Source organism: Janthinobacterium sp. GW822-FHT07A03 (assembly GCF_058798815.1).
In genome coordinates, this window is the sequence record NZ_JBXAKW010000008.1 from 34218 (window position 1) to 46734 (window position 12517).

A 12517-nucleotide genomic window follows, 5' to 3' on the forward strand; every position below is an offset into this window, starting at 1 on the left:
TCACCTGTCCCTCTTTGCATTCCTGGAGTATTATGAAAAAGCAACAAACCGCCACCGTCGCCGATATCTTCGCCCGCGCGCTGGAAACCTGCGGACCACAAGCCGGCGAGACGGTCGGCATCGCCCTCAGCGGCGGCCTCGATTCCGCGGCCCTGCTGCACCTGGCGCATGCCTGGGCGCAAGAGCACGGCGTGGCCTTGCACGCGTTTCACGTGCACCACGGCCTGAGCCCGAACGCGGATGCCTGGCTGGCGCACTGCGAGCAGGCGTGCGCCGGCATGGGTGTCGCCTTCGAGGCGCGCAAGGTCACCCTGGAAAAGAACGCGAAGACGGGCACGGAAGAGGCGGCCCGCAAGCGCCGTTATGCGGCCCTGGGCGAGCTGTGCGCCGCGCACGGCGTGCGCCTGCTGCTGACGGCCCACCACCAGGATGACCAGGCGGAAACGGTGCTGCTGCAATTGCTGCGCGGCTCGGGCACGGCGGGCCTGTCCGGCATGGATGGCGCCAACAGTGCGCCCGAGCTGCTGGGCAACCCGGACCTGGTGATGGCGCGCCCCTTGCTTTCCGTGTCGCGCAAACAACTCGAAGCGTATGTGGCGAGCCATGCGATCGCGCACGTCCACGACGAATCGAACGACGATCCCCGCTTTGCCCGCAATGCCCTGCGGCACCAGGTGATGCCCGTGCTGGCGCAGGCGTTTCCCGGTTTCCAGGAGCGTTTCGCCCGCAGCGCCCAGCATGCGCAATCGGCACAGCGCCTGCTGACGGAACTGGCGACGCAGGATTTGGCAATGTGCCTCGATGGCGACTGCATCGAACTGGCGAAATTGCGGGAATTAAGCGCGGACCGCTGCTACAACCTGCTGCGCCACTGGTTCGGCACGCGCGGCTTGCGCATGCCGTCGACGGCATGGCTGGCGGAAATGCTGGCGCAATTGCTGGAGGCGCGGCCCGATGCGCAACTGCTGGTCACGCATCCCGAATGCCACGTGCGGCGCCACCGCGACCGTTTATATCTGACGCCGAAGCTGATTGAGCTGGCCGGCATGCGCGAGCGTGACGACGCGGGCATTCCCGGCCTGGAAAAGGCCAGCCAGCAATTTTCCTGGAAAGGCGAGGCGAGCCTGGCGTTTCCCGCGTATGGCGGCGTGCTGCATTTCGATGCGGTGGAAGAGGGAGGGCAAGGTATCGATATTGCCTGGTTGCAAGCTCAAACCTTGACCATCGACTTCCGCCAAGGCGGCGAGCGCCTGAAACTGGCCTTGAACCGTCCCACCAAGAGCTTGAAATACCATTACCAGGCGTTCGACGTGCCCGCCTGGGAGCGCGAACGCCTGCCCCTTGTCTGTGCGGCGCAACAATTGCTGTATGCGGCTGGTATTGGCCTCGATTGCCATTGTCTGAGTCTGCTGGATCGTCCCCGCGTCGCCCTGCGCTGGGTGTCCTGCTGAGCGCAGGGGCAGCTGCCACGGCCGCTCTCGGGGTGGCCGGCAAGTGGCTGCTCAAGCCAGCTGGACTGCATGAATTGGTTATTTCCATATACGCAATCGGTATGAGCTAATGCGCTTTTTAGCTTGTTATTTTGCATTGCGGCATGTAGAGTAAAGCCCTCCTTTTTTATTCTTCTTGAGCGGAAACTTCACTCTTATGGCTTTAATCGTCCACAAATATGGCGGTACGTCGATGGGCTCGACTGACCGTATCAAGAATGTCGCCAAGCGCGTTGCCAAGTGGCACGACGCTGGGCATCAAATCGTGGTGGTGCCATCCGCCATGTCGGGCGAAACGAACCGCCTGATTGGACTGGCCAAGGAAATCATGGATCAACCCGATCCCCGTGAACTTGACATGATCGCCTCGACAGGCGAACAGGTGTCCGTCGGCCTATTGTCGATGGCACTGCTGGCGATCGGCAAACAAGCCGTATCCTATGCTGGCTGGCAAGTCGCGATCAAGACCGATTCCGCCTTTACCAAGGCACGCATCCAGTCGATCGATGACGAAAAAGTCAAACGCGACCTCGATGCGGGCAAGATCGTCATCATTACCGGTTTCCAGGGCGTCGACGAGCACGACAACATCGCGACCCTGGGCCGCGGCGGTTCCGATACCTCGGCCGTGGCGATCGCCGCCGCCATGAAGGCGGCCGAATGCCTGATCTTCACGGACGTCGACGGCGTCTACACGACCGACCCGCGCGTGGTCTCCGAGGCGCGCCGCCTGAAGACCATCACCTTTGAAGAAATGCTGGAACTGGCTTCGCTGGGTTCCAAAGTGCTGCAAACGCGTTCGGTGGAATTCGCCGGCAACTACCGCGTGCCCACGCGCGTGCTGTCGTCGCTGACCGACCCGATGTTGCCGCTGGAAATAGAAGCCAATTCAGGCACCCTGATTTCGTTTGAGGAAGATACAAACATGGAACAAGCAGTCATCTCCGGCATCGCCTTCAACCGCGATGAAGCCAAAATCACCGTGCTCGGCGTGCCCGACCGTCCAGGCGTGGCGTACCACATCCTGGGACCGGTGGCCGACGCGAATATCGAAGTCGACATGATCATACAGAATCAGTCGGTCGACGGTAAAACGGATTTCACCTTCACCGTCTCGCGCGGCGAATACACGCGTGCGCTGGCCGTGCTGGAAGCGAACCGCGAAGCGCTGGGCGCGGCCAGCATCACGGGCGACGCGAAAGTGTCGAAACTGTCCGTCGTCGGCGTGGGCATGCGCAGCCACGTGGGCGTCGCATCGCAAATGTTCCGTACCTTGTCGGAAGAGGGCATCAACATCATGATGATCTCCACTTCCGAGATCAAGATCTCCGTGCTGATCGATGAAAAGTACATGGAACTGGCCGTGCGCGCGCTGCATAAAGCGTTCGAGCTGGAAAAAGCTTAAATATCCAAAAATATTGCCCCACGCCCTTGACCAAAGGGGGGGCAATCGATATTATGACGTTCGTCGCTGCAGCGCAGTTAGCTACAGAGACATAGTTGAGTAATCAGCTAGGAGACGTGGCCGAGTGGCCGAAGGCACATCCCTGCTAAGGATGCATACGGCTTATACCTGTATCGTGGGTTCGAATCCCACCGTCTCCGCCAGAATCAAATAAAAAAGCCTCCCCTGCGGGAGGCTTTTTTATTTGTCTGGACGGAACGGTGGGATTCGAAGGACTGGGCCGTGCCGGCCCAGTCCTCTCCGAATCGCCCATCTGCCGCGCTCCGCGCGGCCCCGTTGGCCGCACAGCGGCCAACGCCGTCCCCTCATCTCAGGCACTAGCGGCAAGCGCTCCCATCGCATCAGCCCACAATCAGTGCCCCTCACAATAAAAACAACAAGTGACTTAGTGTGAGTATTGACTCTTTGTCATTATGGATAATAGCAATGTTACTAATAAAAAATACGCATGCCCAGCCATGCTTCCATTGCCGAGTCCAATCGAGGAGTTGTCATGTCCTATCGTCTTCCCCGCAGGCGCACGCTGCTGTGCCTGGCCGCCATGCCGTTTGCCTTGGGTAGCGCCTTCGCCGCGGAAAGCACCGTCAATCGGAATCTCGACCTGAATCTGAAGTCCGTGCCGAACCTGGAGCTGCGCCTGTTGCAGGAGCCGCCAAAGCTGAAGACGCGCGCCAGGCCCGCCAACCGCGCGGCGAGCAAGCGCGACGAGTTTGAAAAGTCGTATGACATGTACATCCGCTATGCCAACGGCACCATCTATAACCCGACCACGGCCAAGCATGACAAGGTGCGCCTGCGTTCCTACCAGCAGACGAACGGCCTGGCGCTCGATGGGCGCGACGAGAATGCGGCCACCTTCATGGCGCCCACCGTGGTGATGGCGCCGGGGCAAACCGTGCGCTTCAAGTTGTATAACCAGTTGCCGGCGCTGCCGGCCGAGCAGTGCGCCACGGCCGATACCAATGCGCCGCGTCCGCGCGGCTGCTTCAACGACACGAATCTGCACTCGCACGGCCTGTGGGTCTCCCCTTCGGGCAATAGCGACAATGTGTTGATATCGATCAAGCCGGGCGTGGATTTCGAGTATGAATACAATATTCCCATCGACCATCCGGCCGGCACGTTCTGGTATCACCCGCACCAGCATGGCGCGACGGCGATGCAGGTCGCCAGCGGCATGGCCGGCGCGCTGGTGGTCGAAGGCGACCGTTATCCGACGGCGACAGCGAATGGCGACCTCGATGTGATACTGAAACAATTCCAGCCGGACGATGGCAGCGGCAGCGCTGGCGAGGTGATGCTGCTGCAGCAAATTCCGTATGACTGCCCCAGCAACAGCCTGACGCCGACGAAGCCGTGCCCCACGGATGGGGTAGGCGTGCTGGAGGATTTCGATCAGGTCGAAGATCCGGATGCCTGGCTGATGTCGGGCCGGTACACCTCCGTCAACGGCAAGGTGCAGCCGGTGCTGAAGATGAAGACGCAGCGCCTGTACCGCTGGCGCATGATCGATACGGGTTTCCAGGCAAGCGTGGTGCTGCGCATCCGCCGCGCCAACGATCCGCAAAAGCTGTTCCAGGCGCTTGGCGTGGCGAACCAGGACAAGGATGTGATGGATTTGTGCAATGGCGAGGACGTCACGCAATTCGAGGTGGCCAGCGACGGCTTGACGCACGACAAAATCATCCCCAAGACTTTGAATTACCTGCAGCCGGGCTACCGCAGCGACATCCTGTTTTCGCTGCCGAAAGCCGGCGCGTATTGCGTGTATGCGGAAACCAACGTCAATAACATGACGACGATGCATGACGTCAACAACACGCGCCTGATCGCCGTGATCGCCGCCAAGACCAATGCCAAGGCGTCCGCCCGCGCCAGGGCGGGCGAATCGCCGCGCGATTTCCTGCTGGCCGAGTTGCGCAACGCCGTCAAGAGCCTGCCCGGCGTCCAGCTGCCCGATAGCGTCAAGAACACCATCCTCGGGGACCTTGAGAATGGACTCAAGCTCGGCAAGTTTGTGCCGCACGCCAGCTTCAGCGAAGCGGCAAAGGAAGCGATGCGCGGCAAGAAGAAGGAGTATGCGACCTTCAATATCGCCAAGGTGGATGGCAAGTTCCGTTTCATGGTGGAAGGCAAGCCGGAAGACTCGCCGACACCCGAGATGAAGTACGTCTATGATCCGCACCGCATCGACCACACGCTGGTATTGGGCACCGAGCAGATTTGGGAGCTCGCGTCGAAGAAGGGCAATCATCCCTTCCATATCCACGTCAATCCTTTCCAGATCATCGGCATCACGCGCACCGACGGCGGCACGGTCGACGCGCAATACAAGGACTTGATCGGCACGTGGAAAGACACCTTGCTGGTGATAAAGGACCACAAGATCGAGATCGCCACGCGCTATCAGCGCTACATCGGCGAATACGTGCTGCATTGCCACATCCTTGAGCATGAAGACCAGGGCATGATGCAAAACGTCAAGGTGGTGCTGCCGGATGGCAAGGGCGGCGGCGACATGGGCGGACACGGCCACTGACCGTTCCTGGCGGGAGTGCGCCTGGCGCGTTTCCGCCTCTCCCAACCTGCCTCTGGAGCGTCTGCCCATGTTACGCATGAAAACCTTGACCCTTTCCCTGCTGGCCGGCTGCGCGCTGGCCGGCGGCCATGCCGGCGCCGGCACGGGCGAGCTGGCTGTCGCCCGCTGCCTTCCCGCGTTGCCGGACCAGGCAGAGCAGGGCGGCGCGCGCATCGTGCGCTACCGCAAGAATATCGATGAACTGACCCCGGCCGAGCTTGGCGCCTTCAAGCATGCGGTGAGCGAGATGAAACGCAAGAGCCAGGAAAACGTATACGACCGGCGCGGCTTCCTGTGGCAGGCCTGGGTGCATAACTGCCCCTCCGTCGACGTCTTCAACGACCGCCAGGCGGCCTTGCCCGGCGACAGGCTGAAACAGCTGCTGGGCGCTCCGACGCGCAACAGCTGCGACATTGCCTATTTTCTCGACAAGGTGGCGACCGAGGACAACGCGCACGAGGAATTCCCGGGCGAGTGCGAGCACCAGAAGAACACCTTCCTGCAATGGCACCGGGCGCAACTGTACTTTTATGAGCAGGCGCTGCAGGCAGCCGACCCGGACGGCGAACGGGGCCCCAGCACGCGCGACGTCGCGCTGCCGTACTGGAATTTCACCCGCAAGCCCAGCGGCGTGCGCTATCCGAAAGCGTTCGAGGACGTCGATTCGCCGCTGTACGATGCCACGCGCAACAAGGAAGGGCTGGACAGCTCGCTGGCCACGGCCTCGCCCAATTTGCTGGCCTACCAGATCTACTACATGGATTGGGCCGATTTCGGCGGCGACGAATACGGCAGCCTGGGCGGCGGCAACCTGGAGACGAAGATCCATAATCACATGCACGCCACCTACATGGGCGGCAATATGGGCGACAACGTCACGGCCGGCCTCGATCCGCTGTTTTACGCCTTCCATAATTTCCTCGATTACAGTTTCGAGAAGTGGCTCGACGAGCATGGCGATGCCGGCATACGCGGCAGCGGGCGCACGGCGTTCATGCGCAGCGAACAGGACGCCAGCCTGCCCCGGCCCGTCGGCTGGAGCGCCGGCAGCGGCGACGACCCGCGCAGCGATTCGGGCGACTACACGGCCAACATGGGCCAGGCGGAACTGTACTTCGATACCCTCCGGCAGGGCTATGCCTTCCAGCCGCGGTATGGCGGCGAGTTTGCCCGCAAGAAAGATATCCAGGCCTTGATCGACCGGCACCAGCAGGCGGGCTTCGTGTTTGGCGACAACCAGAAAAGCCTGTTCGCCGCACTGCTCAGCGACGATGCGGCCGATGGCGCGGTCGCCAGGCCCGATCTCACCGTCACGGCTGCCTACAACATCCCGGCGCGGCCGGTGGCCAGGGACAAGCGGGCCAATATGGTGCTGGACCGTGCGGATGCCGAGGAAGACTACAGTTTTCAGGCGGATATCTACCTGTATCCCGTCAACGTGAGCGCGCGCATCGGCGACAAGTCGTTTCGCGACCGCTACCTGGTCACCAGCACCAGCCACTGGGCCTTGTCCGGCGCCCACCGGCATGACAAGTACGTGATCGAAACGGATATTACCGGCATCGTCGACAGCCTGGTCCCCAAAAAACACGGGCAGGCCTGGCGCATCACGGCGGCCATCACCACCAATGACAAGGGCCGCGGCCTGATCCGGCAAGGCGATTTTTCCACGCCCGTGATCCAGGTCGTCGACCGCCGCAAACCTGCCGAACCCACGTATGAGGAGAGCAAGCCATGAGCGAACGGATCAGCTTCAAGCGCGATGTGCAGGGCCTGTTTTCCCGCTATGTGGCCGACATGAACAAGGTCAAGCTGTCGAATCCCGCATCGACGGGCGTGCAGCGCCTGTATCTGAACGACTATGCGAGCGTGAAGGCGTTTGCCTGGCAAATCCAGGTGGCCATCCACGGTTACGACTATGACAGCCGCAACGAAAAATGGCTGGTGGAGGCCGTGCATCGCCTGCGCGCACCGGGAGGGCGGGAAGGCGAGTATGTCAAGTCCGCGCCGCACCCGATGCCGCCCGACGGCCCGATGCCGCAGGAGGGCATCGACATCTTCGACCAGTGGGTCAGGGACGGCATGCAGCCGTGACTCTTGGTCCAACCGGCACAGACACCCTTGATGATCAGGAGTTCAGCATGGCATACACAGGTTTGAGAATTCACCCGGCCATCGGCATCGCCCGCGTCGGCAACAGCGAAGCATATTATCTGGGCCCGGAAAGCCTGGCCGGCATGCCGCTCGATGGCCAGGATGGCACGGGAGGCTTGCCGATACGGCCCGGTACGGAAGACACGACCATCGCGAGCACCGAGTTGCGCGACGCCAGCGGAAAGCTCAAGCGGCAGGCGGCCCGCTTCCGGATTTACCAGTATGCTTTCGACGCAGCGGACGGCGTGGAAAGCTATCCGCTGGGCAGGCGGGGCGCGGCGGCCGAAGTGGCCATCGGCAGCATGGTCGGTGGCAAGATCGTCAAGGACATCGTCTGGACCGTGCATCTGGCCAACAAGAAAGCCAATAGCTGGGTGGGAGGGGAAGGCGTGGCGCCCTTCGAGCATGGCCGCCAGCCGGACATGCGCAACAAGGACTTCATCGGCGACGACCTGCAGCGCCGCACACTGCTGGTCATCGACGCGGGGCCGCGCACGGTGCAGGCATCGCGCCAGGCGCTGGTGCAGTTCGATGCGGCCACCGAACCTTCCTGCGCGGATGCCGCCAGCGGCGCCGTGCACCCCTTGCCCGCCTATCCTGTGTCGTTTCCCCGCGGCGGGCCGCCTGGTGCGGATGGCGGTGCACCGGGCGCCATCATCGCCTCGCTGGGCGCCATCTCGACGGAAAGGAATGGCCGCCTGCTGGTGCTGGGCGGCTATGGCAAGGCATGCGGCTTCGATGCGCAAGGCAATTATTCGGCCGCCGCCGTCCTGCACGACAATGTCAACAACGATAACTGGTTCGATGACGTGGCCGATGGTCCCGTCACGGCCATGCTGCTCTTCGCCGACGGCACGGCGCGCAGCGTCGAGGGCAGCGCCTGGGTGGTATCGAGCGACCCGTCGTACGCGCCGCAAACGGCGAACGTCGTAACGCTGTGGGATGACCTGTATTGCACCTGGCTGGAAAAGATGGCGCTGCAGCCCGCCGTCTATGCGGATGGCAGTTACCAGACGGGTTACCGGAGCAATTTCGGCACCGATGTCCGGCCCATCCTGCGCGCGGCCTCGTTGCAGCGATGGACGACCAGCCTGCCGGCCAGGGCGATCAAGGAGCACGACTTGCTGGGCAAGATGACGGCGGAAGGCCTGACCTACCCGATCATGAATTTCATCCGCCATCCCGACCAGACGGGGGCGCCGTCGCTGCGGCCGCAAATGCCGCTGTCGCTGGGCGATGCGGGCAGCAGCCTGCTGACCCTGACCCGGGCCCAGTATTTTTTCATGGATCAGTGGGCGCATGGCCGGTATGTGGCCGACAGCGGCAATTTCCTGCTGGGCGCCGGGGAAGCGCTCGACCGTACCGTCCTGTTCAATTGCCTGGGCGGCCGCTACAGCCCCGGCATCGAGATGGGCTTTATCGTGCGCGACCCGGGCCTGTACCGGCAGGCGTGGCGGCGCCATGATGCCGGCGGCCCGTTCCGCATCAATGCACAGCCTCTCGATTACCGGGCCGCCGTCAGGGACCAGCCCTTCCTCGGCGCCGGCTATATGCCGCTGCGCGGCGGCGAGGTGCAGCCCGGCGACGTGTCGAAGTTCATGGCCCTGCCGTGGCATACCGATTACAACTCGTGCGCCACGCATCTGCCCGATCCGAATCCCGGCGGCAAGGTACTCAATAACCAGCAGGCGATCGATGCGGCCACGGCGATCAAGGGCAATGGCTACAACACCTTGCTGTATTCCTCCTGGCCGGCGCAGCGGCCCGTGGCCGTGTACACGTACGACGATGTCGTCGCCAACGGCGGCGAATTGACGACGCCGCGCTACTCCGTGCGGGGCAAGGGCACGCGGGCCGATGAGGTGCCGTCGAGCACTCCGGAAGATGCGGAAATCGACCGGCCCGCCATGCATGTTGGCCGCTACCAGGACCGCGCGCAGTTCCTGCTGAACTGGCACCGCATCGGCGTGGTGGTGCAAAGCACCGCGATTGCGTGCAAGGCTGGCGAGAAGGCCATCTGCAAGGATTACTACCTGGAAGTCGAAAGCCTGTTTGACAGCGACGAAAGCAACCTGGTCGAGTATTGGCGCAATACGGCCATCGACAAGGTGTACCGGCCGAAGCCGAAGCCCTGATGGCGGCGGTAACGGATAGTCCCGGCGCGGCAGGGCCATCGCGGCAGCGCTACCGGGTCGTCATCGTCGGCGGCGGCCCTGCCGGCTGCGCCTGCGCGCTGGCGCTGGCGCAGCATGGCGTGCAGGACGTGCTCGTGATCGAGGCGGCGGGCGACTACGCGCCATTTCGCATCGGCGAGAGCATTCCGCCCGAAGCCAACCGTCTGTTCCAAGCGCTGGGCATCGCGCAGGATTTTTTCGCCGAGGCGCACGCGCCTTGCCATGGCAGCTGTTCCTGGTGGGGCAGCGACAAGCGCGGCTACAACGACGCGCTGCTGCATCCGCTGGGCCACGGCTGGCACCTGGAGCGTTCCCGTTTCAATGGTTTCCTGGCGCGGCAGGCGCGCTTGCGTGGAACGGAAGTGCTGTTGCGCGCCAGCCTGGTCGCGTCGGCGCCGGTGGAAGGCGGCGGCTTTGCCCTGGAATTGATACTGGGCGATCCGGCGCAGCCGCGCCCGGCCGCCATCCATGCCGACCTGGTGGTCGACGCCAGCGGCACGCGCGCCGTCTTTGCGCGCCAGCGGGGCAGCCGCAAGGTGGAAACGCTGCCGCTGGTCTGCCTGGCCATGCGTTTCGCCGCGCCCGATGCTGTCCGATCCGGCTTGACGCACCTGGAAGCCGTCGAACATGGCTGGTGGTATGGCGCCCATCTGCCCGACGCCACCTTGCTGCTGGCGTTCTACAGCGATGCGGCCACCGTCAAGGCGCGGCGCCTGCAGCATGCCGGGCACTGGCTGGCATGGCTGGCGGCCGCGCCCAACACGGCCGCGCTGGTCCGCGGCACGCTGCCGCTGGCGGGCGGGGTGCAGAGCTTCCCCGCGCCGTCCTACTGCCTCGACCAGCTGCATGGCGACGGCTGGCTGGCCATCGGCGACGCCGCCTCGGCCTATGATCCCGTCACCTCGCAAGGCATCGTCAAGGCGCTGGCCGACGGCATGGCGGCCGCCGGCGCCATCGCCGGCCACGCCACCCTGGGCGCGGTGGCGCACACGGTGGCGCAGCGCCATGCGCAGTACCTGCAGCTGCGCCAGCAGTATTACGGCTGGGAGCAGCGCTGGCCCTCCGCGCCATTCTGGCGCCGGCTGCATGCCGGTGCGCAGGTGCGCTAGCGGTCTTATCGCCGCTGCGCCTCGCGTTCCAGCGTATCCTTGCCGATGATCTTCAGACTGGCGCCGCCCTTGAAGGGCAGCGCTTCCTCGCTGCCCGCCACCTGGATGCCGGCCGAGACGCCGATTTCGGCCGTCACGTCGACGAACTCCTTGCGGAACAGCAGCAGCTCCGTATTCTTGATGATGGTGTGCAGCGCCACCGACTGGCCTGGCCCGATGGGGGTGAAGTCACGCTTGAGCGCGTGCTTCGCCAGGCCCGTCTTCAATACCTGGCTTTGCTCGCTCACGTTGTCGATCAGGCGCAGGTTGGGGCCGCGCTGCTGAATGTACTCGAGCGGATACCCGACCGCCGCCGTGCCGGTATTCTTGATGAGCACCTCGATGCGCATGTCGCTGCCCGTGAAAATGCAGGCGGGATTGTCGAGGCAGTGGGCGCTGATGGAAAGAACGTCGTTCGGCATGGCGTTTCCTGTGAGTTGAATGGACAGCGCAAGCAGCGCGCTTAGGAGCCGTTCAGGATGATATCGCATTTGATTTTCCGTCCTATTTTCGTGCGCAGCAATTCCTGCACTTCGATGGCGATCTGCCAGGCATGACGGTCGCGGATGATGACGGAACCGGCCGAATTCATGATGTTGGCAGCGGCCGGTTCCGGTTCCTCGTCATCCGACAGCGACGGCACGGGCGCGTCCCAGGTGCCGTCCGGTTTTTTGTACTTGACGGTCTCGTCGTCGCCCGCCACGTACGAGTATTCGTCCGGCAAGCCATAGCAGTGACCGAATTCATGCGCGTGCGTCTGTCCATCGGTCGAGGCGGAGACGTCGATCACGGTACCCGTCACGCCCTCGCGCTCGTAGCGCTTGTGGATCTGCATCAGGTAATGCTCGTTGCTCTCCACATACACGACGCGGTAGATGATGGGCAGCGTGCGCGTGCCGCATTCCGGGTCGCTGATCTCCATCCGGAATTTATTGTTCCAGTGGCTTTCCAGGCCTGTGGTGGCGATGCCCTTGACGTACTTGATGACGGCGGCGCGCTGCTTGGCCCGCGTGGCGGCCTGCGGTGTGCCCCGCTCGCGGTCTTCCAGCGCCTGGTCGGCCGGCTCGAGTACGGTGATCACCTTGACGCGCAGTTCGGCGATGATGCCGGTGTTCGATTTGACGGGCACGTAGATCTTGTAGCGCACGGTGTCGAAATAGTTGTGCGGCGCGCCGTTGGCGCCGAAGGTGTTGTTATAGCGCGGTACGCTGGAGACGGAGATCTCCTTTTCATAGTCCTCGATCCAGCAGGCAGGCCGCTTGATCAGCACTTCCTTGCGCTTCTTGTTGTCGACGGGGCTGGTGCTCGAGGTGCCCGTTTCCTTGAATTTCGGCTCGGGTTTGGGCGGCGCCTTGGCCGTCGTGCCGGGCGCCGGCCCCTTGGCGCGCGTGTCCGGGCCGGGCGCCGGCGCAGGGGCAGGGCTGTCCGGCGTTTCGGGCAACTGGCCCGGCGATTTGAGCAGCTCGATCACCAGCGCCTCGACGGCGGCAGCCGCCACGATGTGGGTC

8 protein-coding genes and 1 tRNA gene are annotated in these 12517 nt (G+C 63.3%); 8 read left to right on the forward strand and 1 reads right to left on the reverse strand.

Features of this window, described 5'->3' with window-relative positions; all coding sequences use genetic code 11:
• The first annotated feature begins 32 nt into the window (after positions 1-32).
• The 8 genes from tilS to AC1RJW_RS21960 all read left to right on the forward strand — a co-directional run bounded on the left by tilS (position 33) and on the right by AC1RJW_RS21960 (position 10970).
• The gene (gene tilS, locus AC1RJW_RS21925) at positions 33-1451 is read left to right on the forward strand and encodes a tRNA lysidine(34) synthetase TilS (protein WP_493046845.1); all 1419 of its coding nucleotides are present in this window, start codon (positions 33-35) and stop codon (positions 1449-1451) included.
• Positions 1452-1647: 196 nt separating this feature from the next.
• Entirely contained in the window at positions 1648-2895 is a 1248-nt protein-coding gene (locus AC1RJW_RS21930; protein ID WP_152252529.1) for an aspartate kinase, read from the forward strand.
• A 110-nt stretch (positions 2896-3005) separates the two neighbouring features.
• Positions 3006-3098, forward strand: a tRNA-Ser gene (locus AC1RJW_RS21935).
• 350 nt (positions 3099-3448) lie between these two features.
• Positions 3449-5494, forward strand: a complete 2046-nt coding sequence (locus AC1RJW_RS21940) for a multicopper oxidase family protein (protein WP_493046846.1) — start codon at positions 3449-3451, stop codon at positions 5492-5494.
• A gap of 67 nt (positions 5495-5561) precedes the next feature.
• A complete protein-coding gene (locus AC1RJW_RS21945) occupies positions 5562-7271 on the forward strand; it encodes a tyrosinase family protein (RefSeq protein WP_493046847.1) in 1710 nt (569 codons plus the stop codon).
• Positions 7268-7627, forward strand: coding sequence for a hypothetical protein (locus tag AC1RJW_RS21950; RefSeq protein ID WP_493046848.1), 360 nt, complete (start codon positions 7268-7270; stop codon positions 7625-7627). Before AC1RJW_RS21945 ends, AC1RJW_RS21950 begins: the two co-directional genes overlap by 4 nt.
• A gap of 47 nt (positions 7628-7674) precedes the next feature.
• Positions 7675-9822 carry a LodA/GoxA family CTQ-dependent oxidase gene (locus AC1RJW_RS21955; protein WP_493046849.1) on the forward strand — a complete coding sequence of 716 codons (2148 nt, stop codon included), beginning with the start codon at positions 7675-7677 and terminating at the stop codon, positions 9820-9822.
• Positions 9822-10970 (forward strand): FAD-dependent oxidoreductase, encoded by a 1149-nt coding sequence (locus AC1RJW_RS21960; RefSeq protein ID WP_493046850.1) that lies wholly within the window; start codon positions 9822-9824, stop codon positions 10968-10970. Before AC1RJW_RS21955 ends, AC1RJW_RS21960 begins: the two co-directional genes overlap by 1 nt.
• Positions 10971-10975: 5 nt before the next feature.
• Here the strand turns inward: AC1RJW_RS21960 and AC1RJW_RS21965 are convergent, their stop codons facing one another.
• A complete protein-coding gene (locus AC1RJW_RS21965) occupies positions 10976-11431 on the reverse strand; it encodes a hypothetical protein (protein WP_493046851.1) in 456 nt (151 codons plus the stop codon).
• Between the last annotated feature and the right edge of the window lie 1086 nt (positions 11432-12517).

Coding starts and splice junctions, on each gene's coding strand:
- tilS (WP_493046845.1), top strand. CDS start 33: ATGAAAAAGCAACAAACCGCCACCGTCGCCGATATCTTCGCCCGCGCG.
- AC1RJW_RS21930 (WP_152252529.1), top strand. CDS start 1,648: ATGGCTTTAATCGTCCACAAATATGGCGGTACGTCGATGGGCTCGACT.
- AC1RJW_RS21940 (WP_493046846.1), top strand. CDS start 3,449: ATGTCCTATCGTCTTCCCCGCAGGCGCACGCTGCTGTGCCTGGCCGCC.
- AC1RJW_RS21945 (WP_493046847.1), top strand. CDS start 5,562: ATGTTACGCATGAAAACCTTGACCCTTTCCCTGCTGGCCGGCTGCGCG.
- AC1RJW_RS21950 (WP_493046848.1), top strand. CDS start 7,268: ATGAGCGAACGGATCAGCTTCAAGCGCGATGTGCAGGGCCTGTTTTCC.
- AC1RJW_RS21955 (WP_493046849.1), top strand. CDS start 7,675: ATGGCATACACAGGTTTGAGAATTCACCCGGCCATCGGCATCGCCCGC.
- AC1RJW_RS21960 (WP_493046850.1), top strand. CDS start 9,822: ATGGCGGCGGTAACGGATAGTCCCGGCGCGGCAGGGCCATCGCGGCAG.
- AC1RJW_RS21965 (WP_493046851.1), bottom strand. CDS start 11,431: ATGCCGAACGACGTTCTTTCCATCAGCGCCCACTGCCTCGACAATCCC.